We start from the raw sequence: 16,834 nt of genomic DNA, 5'->3' as shown, positions 1-16,834 counted from the left end.
CGACAAAACTCTAAGACCTGTTATGCCTCGTCCTTCCCAAGCCCCTCAAGCAGAGGCACGAAACGGACGGACGTCAATTCGTCGTAGTCCAGACCATCCTCGGTGCGCGTCACCTTGATCAACTGCTGCACCGCATCTGACTGTCCTACGGGTAGCACCATGATACCCCCGATTTTAAGCTGCGCCAAGAGCGGGCCCGGAGGGTCCTCAGCCGCAGCTGTCACGATGATCCGGTCAAAAGGCGCCTGTTCCGGCAAACCGAACGAGCCATCAGACAACATCGCGGTCACGTTGGTCAGACCCAACGCGCGAAACAACTGGCCTGTTTCATGCACCAGCCGCCGGTGCCGTTCCACCGTATAGACCCGGCGCGCCAACTTCGACAGGATCGCCGCCTGATAGCCCGAGCCGGTACCGACCTCCAGAACAGTGTCCCTGGGGCGCACATCCAGCGCCTGCGTCATCAGACCAACGACCGAAGGCTGGCTGATCGTCTGCCCGCAGGCGATGGGCAGCGGCATATCCTCATATGCGCGATCCGCGAACAGACCTGTCACAAAACGGCCCCGGTCGACCTGCTCCATCGCGGCCAGCACGCGCGCATCTGTCACGCCCCGTTTGCGCAGGGCAAACAGGAACTGCATTACGGTTTCAGGGTCCAGTCCGCTCATTCGATCGACTTCAACGCCTCAAGCGCATCATGCGCCGTCAGATCCGCCCGCATCGGCGTGACCGAGATATACCCGGCAAGATTGACCGCCGCATCCGTGCCCGGCGCGGTCGGATTGTGCTGATACCCGCCCTTGATCCACAAAAACCGCCGCCCCGAAGGTGAGCTGTGCGGCTCGACCGAGAACCGCGTGTCGCGGCGAAAGCCCTGCGGCGCGGTGCGGGTGCCCAGAACCTCATCCGCCGGGACCGGCGGGAAATTCACGTTGTAAAACAGGCGGTAATCGCTTTGCTCAGCGGGGGTGGCATCCAGAATACGCCGCACCAGATCGGCCCCAAAGCGCGCTGCAGCCTCGAACGGATCGTCCAGCCCCAGATTGCGTGGCCCGAAATATTGCGACAAGGCAATTGCGGGTACGCCTTGCAAAGCGGCCTCCATCGCGCCGCCGATTGTGCCGGAATAAAGCGTATTCTCGGCAGAATTATTACCCCGGTTTACCCCGGACAGCACCAGATCGGGCGGCGTGTCCTTCATCACATCATGCAGCCCCGCCAACACGCAATCCGCCGGAGAGCCTTCGGCCGCGAAACGACGCTCGCCCAGTTTGGCGACCATCATAGGATGGGTGTAGCTGATGCAATGCCCGACGCCCGATTGCTCGAACGCCGGGGCGACAACCCAAACCTCGCCGTCCGGCCCGGCCAGGTCTTTGGCAATCGCCTCAAGCGTGATCAAACCCGGTGCGTTGATCCCGTCATCATTGGTCAAAAGAATACGCATGTGCCCGATCATCCCCACGTTTGGCCCTTGATAGACCCGCCCTTGCGTTGCGGCAAGCAAAGCGCATACGCAATCTGAGGCTTTCGCGCACCACTTTGGCGGAAATTGCGGCCTAGACCGGGAAAACGAAGCAGCGGTCGCGCCGGATGGTCAGCCACATGACGCGCCCGGGATTGGGCACAAACACGTTTGGCACCGTCACTTTCAGGATCGAGCCGTCATGGTCCATCCGAAACTCGACCAGACTTTCATTGCCCAGAAAACGCGCACGTTCCACGGTGCCGCGTGCGGCAACCCCATCGGTGGCGGTGGGCGATGGACCTTTGCCGTTGCGGTCGAAATCCAGCTTTATGTGTTGCGGGCGAAAGACGATCTCGACATCGGTGCCATCCGGGATGCCGGGGGCAAGGAACTGACCAAATGGCGTCTGCGCCAACGCGCCATTCACTTCAGCCCGCAAAACATTGACATCGCTGAAGAAAGCAACCGCCGCCTTGTCGGCTGGCCTGGTGTAGACGTTATAGGGCGCGCCTTGCTGTACGATCTTGCCACGGCGCATCAGGGCGATCTCGTCGGCCATGCGCATCGCCTCTTCGGGTTCATGCGTGACCAGCAGAACGGCGGCATCCTCTTCTTTCAGGATTGCCAGCGTCTCATCCCGGATACCGTCGCGCAGACGATTGTCGAGGCCCGAGAAAGGCTCATCCATCAGCATGATGCGGGGGCGTGGGGCCAAGGCACGAGCCAGCGCGACACGTTGCTGTTCGCCCCCCGACAATTGATGCGGAAACCCGTCGATGAAGCGCATCAGGTCGACTTTACGCAGCAACTCCTCAACGCGCGCGCGTTTTTCGTCTTTGCTGCCCTTCAGGCCGAAAGCGACGTTCTGGGCCACGCTCAGATGCGGGAACAGGGCAAAATCCTGAAACATCAGCCCGATCTCGCGCCGTTCGGGCGGCACCCGGAACACCGTGTCGCAGATCAGCTTTCCATCGACATAGATTTCGCCCGAGTCCTGCATCTCGACCCCGGCAATCATGCGCAAGGTGGTGGATTTGCCGCAACCCGACGGCCCCAGCAGGCACGTCACCTGCCCGGCCTGAATGGTCAGCGACACGTCATCGACAACGACCCGCCCTTCAAACCGGCGGACCATATTGCGAATTTCCAGACGTGGAGGAGTTGCGTCTTCTGTCACCAAGGGACCCCGTTGCCTTTCCCGATCAAAAGCATCGGGCTTGGGCGGGGATAGCAACCCCGCCCCGCAGGTTCAAGGGATCAGCAGCACCCGCCCGACGATGCAGTCTCGCCAACCGCTTCAAACGGGCTTTCGCCGCCGCAGCCATCGAAGATCCCATAATGGGTCGAGAAATCGCCGATAAAGTCGAAGTGACGCGCAAAACGCGTGTCTTTCAGCATCATCCAGGTGTTTCCGCAAACCGGAAAGACCTTGCCTTTTTCAATCGCGTGATGATCATCCAACTCGAACAGATGCGGCGCGTTGGGGATGGTGCCCTTGTAGATCACGGCCTGCCCGTAATCCTCGCAGGCCGGTTCCAGTTCGGGCAGTTTGAACAGCCGATAGGTGGCCGACAGGAAGTTCAGCGGTGCAACCCGCTGCTCCAGCACCGGGTTTTCGATGGTCAGCGGGCGATGGGTGACGCGGCGCGGATCACCAAAGCCTGCTTTGCGCGAGATCGACAGGAAATCGTTCCAATACAGCGCGCCCGACAGGCATTCGCCATACAGAACCTCATCCTCGGCCATTGCCTGAGGGATACGGCGGTCGGCGTAGACGTCCGAGAAATACATCTCGCCGCCGTCTTTCAGCAAACGATGCGCGCCCCGCAGAACGGCCTCTTTGTCGGTTGCCAGGTTGATGACGCAGTTCGAAACAATGATGTCGAAGGAACCGGGCTCCAGGTCCAGCTCGTCAAGTTTTTCGATATAGCCGTGGTGAAATTCGACATTGCTGGCCGCATATCCAAATGCCTCGGCATGATACTCCTGATGCGCGCGGGCCGCATCCAGCTGCTCGGGTGTCATGTCCACGCCAACCACCCGGCCCGTTTCGCCCACCATCGCGGACAGGGCATAGACGTCCCGACCCGCGCCGCAACCCAGATCGAGGATGCTCATCCCTTCCAGATCCAGCGGCGCGATCAGGCCGCAGCCGTAGTAGCGGGTCAGCACCTCATCGTGCAGTTTGGACAGGATACGCTTGAGGTGATCCGGCATGTCATCCGGTGTGCAGCAGGCATTGGTTTGCAGATCCGCACTGCTTTGCAGCACTTCGCCATAATAGTTCTGCACCGATTCATGCTTCATCTCAGCTTTCCTTTCGCAAACAGCTGCACCGCAGCTAGTGCACGGCTGCGCCCGGTGCAATCCGGCATCTTGGGTTTTGACGAAAGCGTGAGGGGGGATTTAACCCAACAGATCGAAATCGATCCCCGCCCGCACCCTGCCATTGACCTGAACCTCAAGCCGGTGCGCGCCGGGCACCAGCTTGAACGTCGTGGCATCTCCCTTCAGCTTGTGCCGCTTGTCCAGTCGCAGCTTTCCATCTTTCAGAACGGCTTGTTTCAACTTGTGCACCTTGGCTGAGGTTTTTCCGCCAGGGCGTTGAAAGTGAATGATATAATCCACAAGTACAGGCTGACCATCCGGGCCTTTCAAATCCACCGAGAACTCCAGTGCCTCGCCAATCCGGGCCTGCGTGTTGAGGTCAATCGTCACTGCCACGTCGGCGTCAGGATCATAGCCCAGCATCGCCATCGCCCCCGGATGACCAGCCTTAACAAGGCCCCGCAACGTGTGCGACGTCATCCAAGCCAGTTCATCCGCGTCCTGCGCGCCCGCATCCCGCCACTGTTGCAGCCGCGCCAGCACCTGATCAGGCTGTTTCTTGGAAACATCATTCAAATGGTTTGCGACCGATCGGGTGACATAGCGTGTCGGATCGCTGTGCAGCCGGTCCAGCAAAGGCAACGGATCATCCAGTTCCAGCCCGATGGCCTGCCCCCATGGCAGACGCGGACGGGTGCCTTCGCTGACCAACCGACGCACGTGATAGCTGTCATGCGCGCACCAGTCCTGCATCCGGGCCAGAACCTGATCGGGCCAGCGGTTCAAAAACGGGCGGATCGCCCACTCCATCGAAAAGCGCTGCGTGATCTCGGCCAGCAGGTCCAGCGACTGATCAGGGTTTTCCAACCCAACCGACACCACCCACTCACCCAAAGGGGCAAAGATGAAATCGCCGAAATCATCATCGGTTTTTGTCGGATCCAAAGGCGGAGGAAGCGCGCGCAGGATTACGGGCGCGACCTGCGGCAGTTCACCCGGAACAACCTCTTGCAGGCAGTCCGCGATCCACGTCATCCGCTCTTTCAACTCAAGCTCAAGCAGGCGCGACATGACCCGTGCGTGAAATGCATCCGCGTCAAAGGATGCATCGGCCTTGGCGAACAACCCCGCGAGATAACGGGTTTTTTCATCGTTAAACAGCTGGTCTTTCAGCGAAAACCCTTGCGCCATGGCTACATTGTCAGATTGGTTGCGCCACCGTCCAGCAGGATATTCTGCCCGACGATGAACCCGGCATGTTGCGAACACAGGAAGGCACAGGCGGCCCCGAATTCGGCGCGTGTGCCGTAACGGCGCGCGGGGATCGTGGCCGCGCGCGCAGCACGCGCTTCATCCATCGAAATCCCTTGCTGCGCCGCCACGCCGCTGTCGAGCGAATCCGCCCTGTCCGTCGCATGAATGCCCGGCAGCAGGTTGTTGATGGTCACCCCGTTTGGCGCGACCTGCCGGGCCGTCCCGGCAACATACCCTGTCAGCCCGGTGCGTGCGGCATTCGATAGGCCAAGCACCGCAATCGGCGCACGCACGGATTGCGAGGTGATGTTGACCACCCTGCCCCAGCCCTTGTCCATCATCCCCGGCAACAGCGCTTTCATGAAGGCAATCGGTGTCAGCATGTTGGCGTCCAGCGCCTTGATGAAATCTTCGCGGTCCCAGTCTGACCACATTCCCGGCGGTGGCCCGCCTGCGTTATTCACCAGAATATCCACGCCCTGCGCGGCCTCGATCACCTGCGCCTGCCCCTGGGCCGAGGTCACATCGCAGGCCACCGTCTGAACATCCACGCCGTGGTCCGAACGAAGGCGGGCCGCTTCGGCCTCCAACGCCTCGGCCCCGCGGGCGTTCATCACCAAATCAACGCCTGCTTCGGCCAAGGTTTCGGCGCACCCAAGACCCAATCCCTTGCTGCTGGCACAGACCAGCGCGCGTTTGCCGCGAATTCCAAGATCCATTCTGATCCTCCCTGTCCTGCCTTATCTTGCACCGGCCCGACCGGAAGGACCAGACGAGCTTTGTCAGTAGAAAAACTCCTCGCGCACGATTTTTCCGTCCGCGACGTGGTAAATCGCCACCTCGCGCATATCAAAGCTTTCGCCGCTGTCTTTCACTGTGCCCTGAACCTCGAAGATCACGGCAAAGCGGTCGTCGCCGTGCAGAAACGGCCCACCAACCGTTGCGCCAGAGACGTCGTGCGCGTTTTCCCACCAATCGTGCTTGCCTCGAATGCCTTCGAGGCCCTGGGTTTCCCGGCCCATACCCGACATGTCCTGCGCCTCGACCGAAACTGCGTCAGGTGCGTAGAGCTTGCTCAGGTTTTCCTTGGCCCGGTTCTCGCGGCATCCCGCGACCAGTTCTTCGGCGATTTCTTTCAAATTCATTGGTCCACTCCATATTTTGTTCACTATATGTTCCTTCTGTCACAACCCGCCGATTCGAACCACCCCTTTGTCTTGCCTCGGCGGGATTCCCCGCCTATACGCGCGTTTATGCTTGATACCTCGAACCAACCCTCTCTGCCGCCCGAGATCGCCCGGCGCCGGACATTCGCCATCATCTCGCACCCGGATGCGGGTAAGACGACGCTGACGGAAAAGTTCCTGCTGTACGGGGGCGCGATTAAGATGGCCGGTCAGGTGCGCGCCAAGGGTGAGGCACGGCGGACCCGGTCGGACTTTATGCAGATGGAAAAGGATCGCGGCATCTCGGTCTCGGCCTCGGCGATGTCGTTCGACTATGGGAACTTCCGGTTCAATCTGGTGGACACGCCCGGCCACTCGGATTTTTCCGAGGATACCTATCGCACGCTGACCGCCGTGGATGCCGCCGTGATGGTGATAGACGGCGCGAAAGGTGTGGAAAGCCAGACGCAGAAACTGTTCGAGGTTTGCCGCCTGCGCGATCTGCCGATCCTGACCTTCTGTAACAAGATGGACCGCGAAAGCCGCGATACGTTCGAGATCATCGACGAAATTCAGGAAATGCTGGCCATCGACGTCACGCCCGCCGCTTGGCCCATCGGCGTGGGACGTGATTTCATCGGTTGCTACGACATGCTGCGCGACCGGCTGGAGCTGATGGACCGCGCCGACCGCAACAAGGTGGCCGAGAGCATCCAGATCGACGGGTTGGACGACCCGAAACTGGCGGAACACGTGCCCGAGCATCTGCTGGACAAGCTGCTGGAAGAGGTCGAAATGGCGCGCGAATTGCTGCCCGCGCTGGACCCGCAAGCGGTGCTTGAGGGGCATATGACCCCGATCTGGTTCGGCTCGGCCATCAACTCATTTGGTGTGAAGGAACTGATGGAAGGCATCGGCGCTTATGGCCCGCAACCGCAGGTTCAATCGGCAGAGCCGCGTCAGATTGCACCGGATGAGAAAAAGGTCGCCGGTTTTGTCTTCAAGGTGCAGGCCAATATGGACCCCAAGCACCGCGACCGGGTGGCGTTTGTGCGAATGGCAAGCGGCCATTTCAAGCGTGGCATGAAACTGACCCATGTGCGGTCGAAAAAGCCAATGGCGATCTCGAACCCGGTGCTGTTTCTGGCCTCGGATCGCGAACTAGCGGATGAAGCTTGGGCCGGGGACATCATCGGCATTCCCAACCACGGTCAGTTGCGCATCGGTGACACCCTGACCGAGGGTGAGGCGCTGCGTGTGACCGGCATCCCGTCCTTTGCGCCGGAACTGCTGCAGGGTGTCCGCGCGGGCGATCCGATGAAGGCCAAGCATCTGGAAAAAGCCCTGATGCAATTTGCCGAGGAAGGCGCGGCCAAGGTATTCAAACCCTCGATCGGGTCAGGCTTTATCGTCGGCGTCGTCGGCGCGCTGCAATTCGAAGTGCTCGCCAGCCGGATCGAGATGGAATACGGCCTGCCCGTGCGCTTCGAAGCGTCGCAATTCACTTCGGCCCGATGGGTCAGCGGCGACAAGGCCGAGGTCGAGAAATTCGTGAACGCCAACAAGCAGCACATTGCCCATGACCATGATGGCGACATCGTCTATCTGACGCGTTTGCAATGGGACATCGACCGGGTCGTGCGCGACTATCCGGCGCTGAACCTGACGGCCACCAAAGAGATGATGGTCTGACCAAGGCTAGGGGTTTATCGCCTTGAGATACGTGGAAAAGACGTAACCGATATACCCTTGCCTTGTGCGAACGCGCCACCACTCGCCATCGACACCCAGTCGCTCCACGGTTGTACGTTCGGGCAGTGCCCCGATTTTTTCACCGCCGGGTGTGCGGCGCAAATTCAGTGTTGAAGGCGCGACACCCGTCACACGGTATCTTGGGGCCTTCGCGTCTTCGGGCATCGCGTCCGCAGCAATCAACGGGCCATCATCCAACGCGGCGGCGACGCTGGACCGCAGCAACTGTCCGACTTCGTCATACCCCTTGACCGACAGGTCAAAGGCCAGCCGCACAATGTCCCATTTTCCGTTTTGCGGGACGTTTAGATTTGGCTCGACCTCGGCATGTGTCAGGATCTTGGTGGGCGTGACCAATATGTTATATTTCTCGGCCAGATCCGCCACGACCAGCATTCCCTGATCCCACTGGGTTCGCGTCATGGGGTAGTTGCCGGGATCGAAAGGCGACCGTTCAGCCCCCAGCATGCAGCACAGCGACACACCAATCGCGCCCGTGTTGGCACCGCGTGTGTGCCGCGCATAGTTCGAACTCATGGGGCGTGCATTTTCAGCAATCGACTTGTTTCCGCGCACAAGAGTGCCATCGGATTCGATCAGAATGTGATAGCTGTTCTTATCATTGGCATTGGCGCTATGCGCTCCGGCCGTCCAATGAAGATGGATGCGCTCCATATTGACATCGGGCATCCATGACGCGGGAACAACACGAGGCATTGTAATCTCCTCAATAACAAATGTAAGAACTCATAAAGTGGCGCTATCGTATCACATTTCGGCACAGGCTCAAAAACAGACCCCGCCACAATGACTTGCATGGCTTCAGACCAAGACAATCACACGCACGTTCCGACCTGGGGTATCGTGTCAATGGTGCGGGGGTCTGCCGAGGACATCCTTGGCTTTGTCGCGCACCATCTGGAGCTTGGGGCGGACCAACTATACATCTACCTTGACGAACCAAACCGGCGCGCCTTTCGGGCACTTCGCGCGCATCCAAAGGTTCGGGTCCGGCTTTGTGACGACGCGTTCTGGGTGAAACGAAAACGCACACGGCCGGAAAAGCACCAGATCCGTCAAACCGTGCACGCCACCCATATCTACAAGCGTACCAATCTGGACTGGCTGGCCCATATCGATGTGGATGAGTTCCTGTGGTCGTCCGAGCCGATTGCGGGTGTTTTGCGCTCGGTTCCGGCAGACATTCCCGGTTTTCGGGTGCGCCCGATCGAGGCGCTGGCCGGGGGCGACGACCTTTACAAAGCGCATATCCCCAAGGGGCCAGGCCGCGAGGCGCTGGTGCAGGACCTCTACCCCACCTATGGCGGGTTTGTGCTGGGCGGATTTCTAAGCCACGTGCAGGGCAAGCTGTTCGTGCGGGCCGGATTGCCGAACCTGAGCTTTCGAATCCACAATCTGTTTCAGAACAAGAAACTGCTGCCCTGCAAAACCGAACTGCCCCAGCTTGAGCTGTGCCACCGCCACGCACCGGACTGGGACCATTGGATCGGTCACTATGATTTCCGAATGAATCGAGGCTCTTACCAGCCAGGAATGTCGCCCAATGTACCGCGTTACAAGGGCGGTCTGAGCAAAAACGAACTGCTCAGCTGGATCGAGGCCGAGCAAGGCATGGACGGGCTGCGGGCCTTCTACGCGGAAATGAGCGGTCAGGACCCCGATGTGCGTGCACGGCTGGAACAACACGGGCTGATCCGGCACAGGCCCTTGAACCTGCCCGACAAGATCGCGAAACACTTTCCCGGAAGGGCCTGAATTGTTGCGCAAAATCCCGATTTGACGCAACCGCGCAACGTCAGACTGGTCTTCATTTGACCCTGACCTACCTTTTTGTTATGTCCGCGCCCAAAGCCGAAACGCGCCTGTTGCGCGTGGCCATCCGGGCCCGGCAGATTTTGATGCGCGGGCCAGGTCAAGTGTCCGCTTGAACCGGACATACATGACAAAGTTTAACGAACTGAACCTGAACCCGAAGGTCCTCAAAGCCATTGAGGAAGCCGGATACGAAACCCCCACTCCGATCCAGGAAGGCGCGATACCGCCTGCGCTTGAAGGCAAGGACGTTTTGGGCATTGCGCAAACCGGCACAGGTAAAACCGCCAGCTTCACGCTGCCGATGATCACCCTGCTGGCCCGTGGCCGCGCCCGCGCGCGGATGCCGCGCTCGCTAGTGCTGTGCCCGACGCGCGAGCTGGCCGCGCAGGTGGCCGAGAATTTCGACACCTACTCCAAGCACCTGAAACTGACCAAGGCGCTGCTGATCGGCGGCGTCAGCTTCAAGGAGCAAGAGGCGCTGATCGACCGGGGTGTGGACGTTCTGATTGCTACGCCGGGCCGCTTGCTGGACCATTTCGAGCGCGGTAAGCTGCTGCTGACAGGCGTTCAGATCATGGTGGTGGACGAAGCCGACCGGATGCTGGATATGGGCTTTATCCCCGATATCGAGCGCATCTTCTCGCTGACGCCTTTCACCCGTCAAACCCTGTTCTTCTCGGCCACCATGGCGTCCGAGATCGAACGCATCACCGACACGTTCCTGTCCGCCCCCGCCCGGATCGAAGTTGCCCGTCAGGCCACCGCCTCCGAGACCATCGAACAGGGCGTCGTCATGTTCAAAGGTGGGCGTCGGGATCGCGAGGCCAGTGGAAAGCGCAAGGTTCTGCGTGCGTTGATCGATGCCGAGGGTGAGAAATGCACCAACGCGATCATCTTCTGCAACCGCAAGACGGATGTGGACATCTGCGCCAAGTCGCTAAAGAAATACGGCTATAACGCCGCCGCCATCCATGGCGATCTGGATCAGTCCCAGCGGATGAAAACGCTGGACGGATTCCGCGATGGCTCATTGCGTTTGCTGGTGGCATCTGACGTGGCCGCGCGCGGGTTGGACATTCCATCGGTCAGCCATGTGTTCAACTTCGACGTGCCCGGCCATGCCGAGGATTACGTGCACCGTATCGGCCGTACCGGTCGCGCGGGCCGCGAAGGTAAGGCTGTTACAATCTGCTCGGGCCGTGATGAGAAGGCGCTGGATGCGATTGAGAAGCTGATCCAGAAGGACATTCCGCGCATCGACAACCCGGTAAAGGACGAGCCGAAGCCGGACACGCCCAAGCCCGAGAAAAAGGTCAAGCCCACAGACGAGAAAAAGCGCGACCGCAAGAAGGATGAGCGCAAGCAGGACAAGCCCGCCAAGGGCCGTGGTCGCCGGGACGATACTGGCCCAGCGGTTGTCGGCATGGGTGATCATCTGCCCAGCTTCATCGCGCTGAGCTTCGACGAACGCCGCGCCAGCTAGATCGTCAGCACCAGCGTCAGTATCGAAACGCCCAGCAAACCCATCCCGGCGATTTCGCGCCGGGTGATTGTCTCGCGGAAGAACAGGATCGAGGCCAATAGGCTGAGTATCAGCTCTACCTGCCCCAGCGCTTTGACGTAGGCCGCGTTTTGCAAGGTGAAGGCCAGAAACCAGCAGAACGAGCCGCCGAGGCTGGTCAGCCCGACGAAAACGCCGGTGGATCGGGTTTCCCAGACCGCGCGCAACTCGGCCCGGTCGCGCCACAGCAGCCACAGGCCCATGCTGAGAAACTGGAACGTGACCACTGCCGCCAAGGTCACTAAGGCGCGGAACCAGGCGTCAATTTCCCCGAGTTCCAAAGACGCACCGCGATAGCTGACGGCTGAGAAGGCAAACAGAACGCCAGAGCCTAGCCCCAGTTGCGATGCGCGGTTGGTCAGATGACGCCACCACGCCCCGTCCCCGCCCGGTGTTTTGGACAACAAGAGAACCGCCAGCAATCCCAACAGGATCGCGCCAAGCGCACCGGCTGAGACCTTATCCCCAAGGATCAGAAACCCGACAATTGCGGTCTGGATGACCTCGGTCTTCTTAAAGGTAATTCCCACCGCAAAATTGCGCTGTTTGAACAGGGCGACAACGCAGACCGTCGCCAATATCTGCGCGGTCCCACCGATGGCAACAAACAGCCAGAACTGCGCCGTCAGCGGCGGCATCGCCGCACCGGTCAGCCACAGCGCCACAGCCAATCCCAAAACCGCCAGCGGCATCGAATAGGCAAACCGCGCAAAGGTCGCACCAGCCGCGGACAGTTTCACACTGCTCAGCGATTTTTGCAGCATGAACCGCACCGTCTGGAACGAGGCGGCTGCGATGGTGACGGGAATCCACAAGCTCATGGCTTCCCTTCTGTCGCGAAATCAGGGCTTTGGCCAGAGCGGATGGGCCACCGGGTCTTTCGCCCGCCAGAAATACTCTTTGAATATCTGCGCGTAAGACCGATAGACATACGCCTCGTTGCACGCCTGATACCGCTCTTTCCCGGCCCGATAGAGCGCAGGCAGCTGATACCAAGGCGCGGATGGGTTCATGTGGTGAACAACGTGCAAGTTGTTGTTCAAAAACAGAAAGGACAGCAACCCTCGATCTTCGATTATCACGGTCCGGGCGCGCGATTTCTCATGCGCGCGGTGTTCCAGGAAGGTGCGGATTTTGACCAGCCCCAAACCGATATAGGCCGACAGGACAAATCCCCAGACCGGCATGGTCGACTGCGCAACAACCCACAAAACCACCGCGACGCCCGGAATATGCAGCGCCCATGCCACCAGAACCGCGCGATCCCCCCGGATCATCCCCTGCCATTCGTCCCGAACAAACATGACCTGCCCAATGGCCGGGCCCAGCACGATCCGGCCCAGAAGCGTGTTGTTGATTGCAAACAGCCGCTTCTTCCACCCGGATAATTGCGCCCAGATTTTGGGGTCCAAGTAATTCGTCTCGGGGTCGTCATATGGATCGGTCAGGTTGGCATCCTGATGATGCGCAAGATGCAGATCGCGGAAGCGATTGAACGGGATAAACAGTGTCAGGGGCAAGGCCAACAGGGCCTCGTTCAACCATTTGGCGCGGAACGGATGGCCGTGCAGCGCCTCATGCGTCAGCGAAGAATGCAAGGCCCCGACCAACCCCATCGCCGGAATCGCCAACCATAACGACCAGGCGGCCAACCAAAACAGCACCGCCAGCCAAGTGGCATAGCACGCGACGATCAGCGCAAACGTGCCCCATTCGGGTGTCTTCGGCGTCGTTGGCTCACCCATGGCGGCCCCACGAAATCCCGGCCCAAATGCGCTCGTAGAGGACATAAAGCGTCAAACCAATGGCCGTATTGACCAGCGCCAGCGCACCGCCAATGGCCGCCGATCCTGTTGCGATCAGACCGACCAATGTCATGACCGCCAACCCAACAGCATTCCAAATGATTGCTTTCACGACCGATCTTCGTCGCGTTTCCATTCCGGACCCCAGTTTTTATTGTTCTCACAAAAGTGTTACTTACCGGCCCGGACGTTGGGAATTCTGAATATGATTAACAAAATTCATCACCTGTGATATTTTCAAACACATGGATGAAAAACTCGACAAACGCGTCCGCGCTGCGCAGTTTCGCCTGCGACTGGCCCGCGCGATGGAGGACCGCCATGTCAGCCAAAGCGCTCTGGCCCGCAGCATCGGGGTAGACCGGTCCACAGTGTCTCAACTACTGGCCGATGAAGGCGCGCGCTTGCCCAATGCGCATGTGATCGGCGGCTGTGCTTCGGCGCTTGGGGTTTCAGCGGATTGGCTGCTGAGCCTGTCGAACCGCCCCGAAAGCGCGGCGGAACTACTGGCCAGTTCCCTGACCATGACCGAAGCCCCCCGCGCACTGGTGGATGAGCGGATTTTTCAATGGCATCAAGAGGCTGCGGGCTACAAAATCCGCTATGTGCCGGCTACTCTACCCGACATGCTCAAGACCCGCGCGGTGCTGGAATGGGAATACGCCCCGCATCTGGGTCGCACGGCAGATCAGGCCATCGGTGCCTCCGAGGATCGTCTGTCCTGGATGCGCAGCGCGCAGTCAGACTATGAAATCGCCATGCCGCTGTTTGAAATGCGCAGCTTTGCGCAGGCCGAGGGATACTATCAGGGCCTGCCGCTTTCTTTCCGCCTGGAACAAATCGACCACCTGCTGAGCCTCTGTGAACAGCTCTACCCACGTTTGCGCATCTATCTGTTCGACGCAAAACGCCTGTATTCCGCGCCGGTCACAATCTTCGGCCCGCTGCTGTGTGTTTTCTATGCTGGCGGTCACTATATGGCCTTCCGGGACCGCGACCGGATCGAGGTTTTCACCCGCCACTTCGACACATTGATCCGCGAGGCGGATATGACAGCGCGCCATTTTCCAGAACATCTGCGCCAGTTGCGCGCCCAGATTGCCGACGGCTGAGGGCTAAAGGGAATCCCCCAATCGTGCGATTTGGCGGGTCGTGTAGTATAGTGACCGCGCGAACCCTCAGACATTCCATGGAGGCTGACAGGAATGGACGCATTACAGACTGCCCAATATGCACGCGCATTGTACACGGCCCATGGCGACCAGGCCGAGGCGGAAGCCGCTAAAAAGATGCGCGAATGTGAGGCCGCCGGAAACACGCAGGAAGCCAAAGACTGGCAGGCCGTGCGCAGCACAATCCGCCAGATCCGCGGCCCGAATCAAGGCTGACAAAGCAGATCAGAGTTTCGGGTCAGGATTGACCGTGTGACCATCCACCGCGATGACCTGCCCCGAAACCAGCCGCGCCGCGTCCGAGGCCAGAAAGACCGCCATTTCAGCAATATCATGCGCCTCGACAAAGCGCCCCATTGAGGTGCCCGAGGCATAGCCCGCATAGACCTGATCCCGCGTCATGCCCTTTGCGGCGGCTTCGCGCTGCAGGACGCCTTCCATGCGCGGACCTTCAACAGCGCCCGGACAAATCACGTTGCAGCGCACACCGTGAGGGCCAAGTTCCATCGCCAGTGTCTTGCCCAGCCCGATCACACCCCATTTGGCCGCCGCATAAGGCGCGCGGTTCGGATAGCCATATTGCCCCGCCGTGGATGATGTGATGATCACCGCACCGCGCCCGTCACGTTTCAGCATCGGCACTGCGTATTTTGAACACAGAAACGCGCCCTCAAGATTGACGGAAAGGCATTTTTTCCAATCTGTTAAAGACACATCCTCAACCAGTGCGGTTGGCCCGGCCACACCTGCATTGGCGCACAGAACATCCAACCCGCCCCAGGCCTGTTCCAGTTGCGCGAAAACCTCGGCGACATGCGCCTCGTCCGACACATCTCCCTTGGAGGACTGCCAATGGTCCGGACAGCCCTGCAAAGCGTCCTCGTCGACATCCACCACCCAAACCTGCGCCCCTGCGGCATCAAACGCCTCGGCCATCGCGCGCCCGACGCCCGAGGCGCCCGCGGTGATCAACACCCGCTGCGTCATGCGGGTTTTCGGATCGCGGCACCCGCTCCTTCCGGATAGGGAAGATCAGCTTGCGCATTGGCTATCCTGGCCATGGCGGCTTCGATCTCGGGCAACGGCGGGCTTGGGCGGCGGGTCTGCAGGCTGACATGCAGCAGGAAACTCTCACCCGTGGCCAAAAGCGTGTCGCCCTCATACATGCTGTGGAACAGGTGCAGCTTCTTGCCTTGCCCCAACAGCATTTGCGTCCGCACCTGAATCTTCGCGCCTGCATGGGCCTCATCATGATAGCGGATGTGATTTTCGGCGGTGAAATAGCTGCCGCCCGAGGCGATATAGTCCGCATCGCAGCCGATGATTTCCATGAACCGGTCGGTTGCAGCAGCAAAGGCTTCCAGATACTTCGCCTCGTTCATGTGGCCGTTGTAATCTGTCCAATCCAAGGGAACGGCGCGTGACAAGGTCAGGATCGGCTGGCTCAGATCCGCCTGATCCAACGTCGGCAGCGCGCCCGGTTTCAGCAGCGCGTCATGCCGGTTCAACACCGCCCCCGCGCCGTAATTCTGCGCCTTCAGCGCCCGCATCATGCCCACAAGGTTATTGTCCCGAATGCGTTCAAGTTCCCGAATCGAATGCATCCCGGACTGCGCGTCCGACTGATCCGCGATCATATCGACCAGTTCATCTGTGAACTCGGGCACATCCATCAGCTTGGTCCAGGGCCATTTCAAAGCGGGCCCGAACTGCGCCATGAAATGCCGCATCCCTGCCTCGCCACCGGCCACGCGATAAGTCTCGAACAACCCCATCTGGGCCCAGCGAATGCCAAAGCCCATGCGGATGGCCTCATCCACCTCTTCGGTCGTGGCGATCCCGTCCTTGACCAGCCACAGCGCCTCGCGCCAAACCGCCTCCAGAAAGCGGTCCGCGATATGCGCGTCGATCTCTTTCCTGATGTGCAGGGGGAAGAATCCAACCGATTTCAACAGCTCCTGCGCCCGTTCCACCATCTCGGGCGGGTTCTTGGCGGTCGGCACCAACTCGATCAATGGCAGCAGATAGACCGGGTTGAACGGATGCGTCACCACAATCTGCGCGGGCAGCAGCGCGCCTTCCTGCAATTCCGACGGCTTGAACCCGCTGGTCGAAGAGCCAATGATCGCGTCCGGATCGCACGCCTCCTGCAACCCTTTGTAAACCTTCAGCTTCAAATCCAGACGTTCCGGCACGCTCTCCTGAATCCAGATCGCGTCCCGAACGGCGTCCCCAATGTCGTCGTGAAAGGTCAACGCCCCCTCGGGCGGCAAAGGTACATCGCTCAACCCCGGCAAAGACCGCCGCGCATTGTCCAGAACCTCGCCAATCTTGCGCTCGGCTTCCGGGTCCGGGTCGAATACCCGCACATCCCAGCCATTGAGCAGAAACCGGGCAGCCCATCCGCCGCCGATCACACCGCCCCCTATGATTGCCGCTGTTTTTGCTCGTTGTTCTTTGTCCACGATCCGCCTCTTCATCTGGCCAGA

Annotated in this window: 18 protein-coding genes; 5 read left to right on the top strand and 13 right to left on the bottom strand. The window is 60.0% G+C overall.

From position 1 onward, the window contains the following. Positions 1-20: 20 nt before the first annotated feature. From ACR0E6_RS03290 to ACR0E6_RS03260, 7 genes are all read right to left on the bottom strand, one after another. On the bottom strand, positions 21-671 hold the full coding sequence (locus tag ACR0E6_RS03290; protein WP_170450192.1) for a protein-L-isoaspartate(D-aspartate) O-methyltransferase: 651 nt from the start codon (positions 669-671) through the stop codon (positions 21-23). Next, positions 668-1,450: a 5'/3'-nucleotidase SurE gene (gene surE / locus ACR0E6_RS03285; protein WP_480580901.1), complete on the bottom strand. Its 783-nt coding sequence runs from the start codon at positions 1,448-1,450 to the stop codon at positions 668-670. Before surE ends, ACR0E6_RS03290 begins: the two co-directional genes overlap by 4 nt. 112 nt (positions 1,451-1,562) lie before the next feature. Then, a complete protein-coding gene (locus ACR0E6_RS03280) occupies positions 1,563-2,606 on the bottom strand; it encodes an ABC transporter ATP-binding protein (protein ID WP_480582206.1) in 1,044 nt (347 codons plus the stop codon). A gap of 122 nt (positions 2,607-2,728) precedes the next feature. Then, positions 2,729-3,778 (bottom strand): methyltransferase domain-containing protein, encoded by a 1,050-nt coding sequence (locus ACR0E6_RS03275; RefSeq protein ID WP_480580899.1) that lies wholly within the window; start codon positions 3,776-3,778, stop codon positions 2,729-2,731. A gap of 99 nt (positions 3,779-3,877) precedes the next feature. Beyond that, positions 3,878-4,990 carry a hypothetical protein gene (locus ACR0E6_RS03270; protein ID WP_170450184.1) on the bottom strand — a complete coding sequence of 371 codons (1,113 nt, stop codon included), beginning with the start codon at positions 4,988-4,990 and terminating at the stop codon, positions 3,878-3,880. A 2-nt stretch (positions 4,991-4,992) separates the two neighbouring features. Then, positions 4,993-5,772 (bottom strand): SDR family oxidoreductase, encoded by a 780-nt coding sequence (locus ACR0E6_RS03265; protein ID WP_170450182.1) that lies wholly within the window; start codon positions 5,770-5,772, stop codon positions 4,993-4,995. Between the two features lie 63 nt (positions 5,773-5,835). Next, positions 5,836-6,198: a nuclear transport factor 2 family protein gene (locus ACR0E6_RS03260; RefSeq protein ID WP_170450180.1), complete on the bottom strand. Its 363-nt coding sequence runs from the start codon at positions 6,196-6,198 to the stop codon at positions 5,836-5,838. A gap of 108 nt (positions 6,199-6,306) precedes the next feature. Here ACR0E6_RS03260 and ACR0E6_RS03255 point away from each other — a divergent pair, with 108 nt between their 5' ends. After that, positions 6,307-7,911, top strand: coding sequence for a peptide chain release factor 3 (locus ACR0E6_RS03255; protein ID WP_480580897.1), 1,605 nt, complete (start codon positions 6,307-6,309; stop codon positions 7,909-7,911). A gap of 6 nt (positions 7,912-7,917) precedes the next feature. On the opposite strand, the gene ACR0E6_RS03250 is transcribed toward ACR0E6_RS03255, so the two are convergent. Further along, the gene (locus ACR0E6_RS03250) at positions 7,918-8,688 is read right to left on the bottom strand and encodes an amidase (protein ID WP_170629401.1); all 771 of its coding nucleotides are present in this window, start codon (positions 8,686-8,688) and stop codon (positions 7,918-7,920) included. Positions 8,689-8,787: 99 nt separating this feature from the next. Between ACR0E6_RS03250 and ACR0E6_RS03245 the strand changes: the two genes are divergently transcribed. Together ACR0E6_RS03245 and ACR0E6_RS03240 are read left to right on the top strand one after the other, a co-directional pair. Then, a complete protein-coding gene (locus tag ACR0E6_RS03245; RefSeq protein WP_480580894.1) occupies positions 8,788-9,747 on the top strand; it encodes a glycosyltransferase family 2 protein in 960 nt (319 codons plus the stop codon). 184 nt (positions 9,748-9,931) lie between these two features. Next, positions 9,932-11,290, top strand: coding sequence for a DEAD/DEAH box helicase (locus ACR0E6_RS03240; RefSeq protein ID WP_480580892.1), 1,359 nt, complete (start codon positions 9,932-9,934; stop codon positions 11,288-11,290). Here ACR0E6_RS03240 and ACR0E6_RS03235 read toward each other — a convergent pair. Genes ACR0E6_RS03235 through ACR0E6_RS03225 form a run of 3 tightly spaced genes read right to left on the bottom strand, consistent with a single transcriptional unit; the run spans position 11,287 to position 13,309 of the window. Beyond that, complete coding sequence (locus ACR0E6_RS03235; protein WP_480580890.1) at positions 11,287-12,189, bottom strand: EamA family transporter; 903 nt, start codon at positions 12,187-12,189, stop codon at positions 11,287-11,289. The genes ACR0E6_RS03240 and ACR0E6_RS03235 overlap by 4 nt on opposite strands. Before the next feature lie 21 nt (positions 12,190-12,210). After that, the gene (locus ACR0E6_RS03230; protein WP_480580888.1) at positions 12,211-13,113 is read right to left on the bottom strand and encodes a fatty acid desaturase; all 903 of its coding nucleotides are present in this window, start codon (positions 13,111-13,113) and stop codon (positions 12,211-12,213) included. Further along, a complete protein-coding gene (locus tag ACR0E6_RS03225; protein ID WP_170734948.1) occupies positions 13,106-13,309 on the bottom strand; it encodes a DUF2061 domain-containing protein in 204 nt (67 codons plus the stop codon). The genes ACR0E6_RS03230 and ACR0E6_RS03225 overlap by 8 nt, the downstream gene beginning before the upstream one ends. Positions 13,310-13,418: 109 nt before the next feature. Between ACR0E6_RS03225 and ACR0E6_RS03220 the strand changes: the two genes are divergently transcribed. Continuing rightward, complete coding sequence (locus tag ACR0E6_RS03220) at positions 13,419-14,285, top strand: helix-turn-helix domain-containing protein (RefSeq protein WP_480580886.1); 867 nt, start codon at positions 13,419-13,421, stop codon at positions 14,283-14,285. 93 nt (positions 14,286-14,378) lie between these two features. Next, entirely contained in the window at positions 14,379-14,561 is a 183-nt protein-coding gene (locus ACR0E6_RS03215; protein WP_170450164.1) for a hypothetical protein, read from the top strand. Between the two features lie 9 nt (positions 14,562-14,570). Here ACR0E6_RS03215 and ACR0E6_RS03210 read toward each other — a convergent pair whose 3' ends face one another. Then, positions 14,571-15,332 (bottom strand): SDR family oxidoreductase, encoded by a 762-nt coding sequence (locus ACR0E6_RS03210; RefSeq protein ID WP_480580884.1) that lies wholly within the window; start codon positions 15,330-15,332, stop codon positions 14,571-14,573. Further along, positions 15,329-16,810 carry a carnitine 3-dehydrogenase gene (locus ACR0E6_RS03205; protein WP_480580881.1) on the bottom strand — a complete coding sequence of 494 codons (1,482 nt, stop codon included), beginning with the start codon at positions 16,808-16,810 and terminating at the stop codon, positions 15,329-15,331. Before ACR0E6_RS03205 ends, ACR0E6_RS03210 begins: the two co-directional genes overlap by 4 nt. Positions 16,811-16,834: the final 24 nt, after the last annotated feature.

This window comes from Ruegeria sp. AP12, assembly GCF_056540025.1.
Note: the sequence above shows the minus strand (reverse complement) of the source record. Positions and strands in the feature narration are given on the sequence as shown.

What these genes read in the sequence shown, in the direction of transcription:
- ACR0E6_RS03290 (WP_170450192.1), bottom strand. Translation starts at nt 671, where the DNA reads ATGAGCGGACTGGACCCTGAAACCGTAATGCAGTTCCTGTTTGCCCTG.
- surE (WP_480580901.1), bottom strand. Translation starts at nt 1,450, where the DNA reads ATGCGTATTCTTTTGACCAATGATGACGGGATCAACGCACCGGGTTTG.
- ACR0E6_RS03280 (WP_480582206.1), bottom strand. Translation starts at nt 2,606, where the DNA reads ATGGTCCGCCGGTTTGAAGGGCGGGTCGTTGTCGATGACGTGTCGCTG.
- ACR0E6_RS03275 (WP_480580899.1), bottom strand. Translation starts at nt 3,778, where the DNA reads ATGAAGCATGAATCGGTGCAGAACTATTATGGCGAAGTGCTGCAAAGC.
- ACR0E6_RS03270 (WP_170450184.1), bottom strand. Translation starts at nt 4,990, where the DNA reads ATGGCGCAAGGGTTTTCGCTGAAAGACCAGCTGTTTAACGATGAAAAA.
- ACR0E6_RS03265 (WP_170450182.1), bottom strand. Translation starts at nt 5,772, where the DNA reads ATGGATCTTGGAATTCGCGGCAAACGCGCGCTGGTCTGTGCCAGCAGC.
- ACR0E6_RS03260 (WP_170450180.1), bottom strand. Translation starts at nt 6,198, where the DNA reads ATGAATTTGAAAGAAATCGCCGAAGAACTGGTCGCGGGATGCCGCGAG.
- ACR0E6_RS03255 (WP_480580897.1), top strand. Translation starts at nt 6,307, where the DNA reads ATGCTTGATACCTCGAACCAACCCTCTCTGCCGCCCGAGATCGCCCGG.
- ACR0E6_RS03250 (WP_170629401.1), bottom strand. Translation starts at nt 8,688, where the DNA reads ATGCCTCGTGTTGTTCCCGCGTCATGGATGCCCGATGTCAATATGGAG.
- ACR0E6_RS03245 (WP_480580894.1), top strand. Translation starts at nt 8,788, where the DNA reads ATGGCTTCAGACCAAGACAATCACACGCACGTTCCGACCTGGGGTATC.
- ACR0E6_RS03240 (WP_480580892.1), top strand. Translation starts at nt 9,932, where the DNA reads ATGACAAAGTTTAACGAACTGAACCTGAACCCGAAGGTCCTCAAAGCC.
- ACR0E6_RS03235 (WP_480580890.1), bottom strand. Translation starts at nt 12,189, where the DNA reads ATGAGCTTGTGGATTCCCGTCACCATCGCAGCCGCCTCGTTCCAGACG.
- ACR0E6_RS03230 (WP_480580888.1), bottom strand. Translation starts at nt 13,113, where the DNA reads ATGGGTGAGCCAACGACGCCGAAGACACCCGAATGGGGCACGTTTGCG.
- ACR0E6_RS03225 (WP_170734948.1), bottom strand. Translation starts at nt 13,309, where the DNA reads ATGGAAACGCGACGAAGATCGGTCGTGAAAGCAATCATTTGGAATGCT.
- ACR0E6_RS03220 (WP_480580886.1), top strand. Translation starts at nt 13,419, where the DNA reads ATGGATGAAAAACTCGACAAACGCGTCCGCGCTGCGCAGTTTCGCCTG.
- ACR0E6_RS03215 (WP_170450164.1), top strand. Translation starts at nt 14,379, where the DNA reads ATGGACGCATTACAGACTGCCCAATATGCACGCGCATTGTACACGGCC.
- ACR0E6_RS03210 (WP_480580884.1), bottom strand. Translation starts at nt 15,332, where the DNA reads ATGACGCAGCGGGTGTTGATCACCGCGGGCGCCTCGGGCGTCGGGCGC.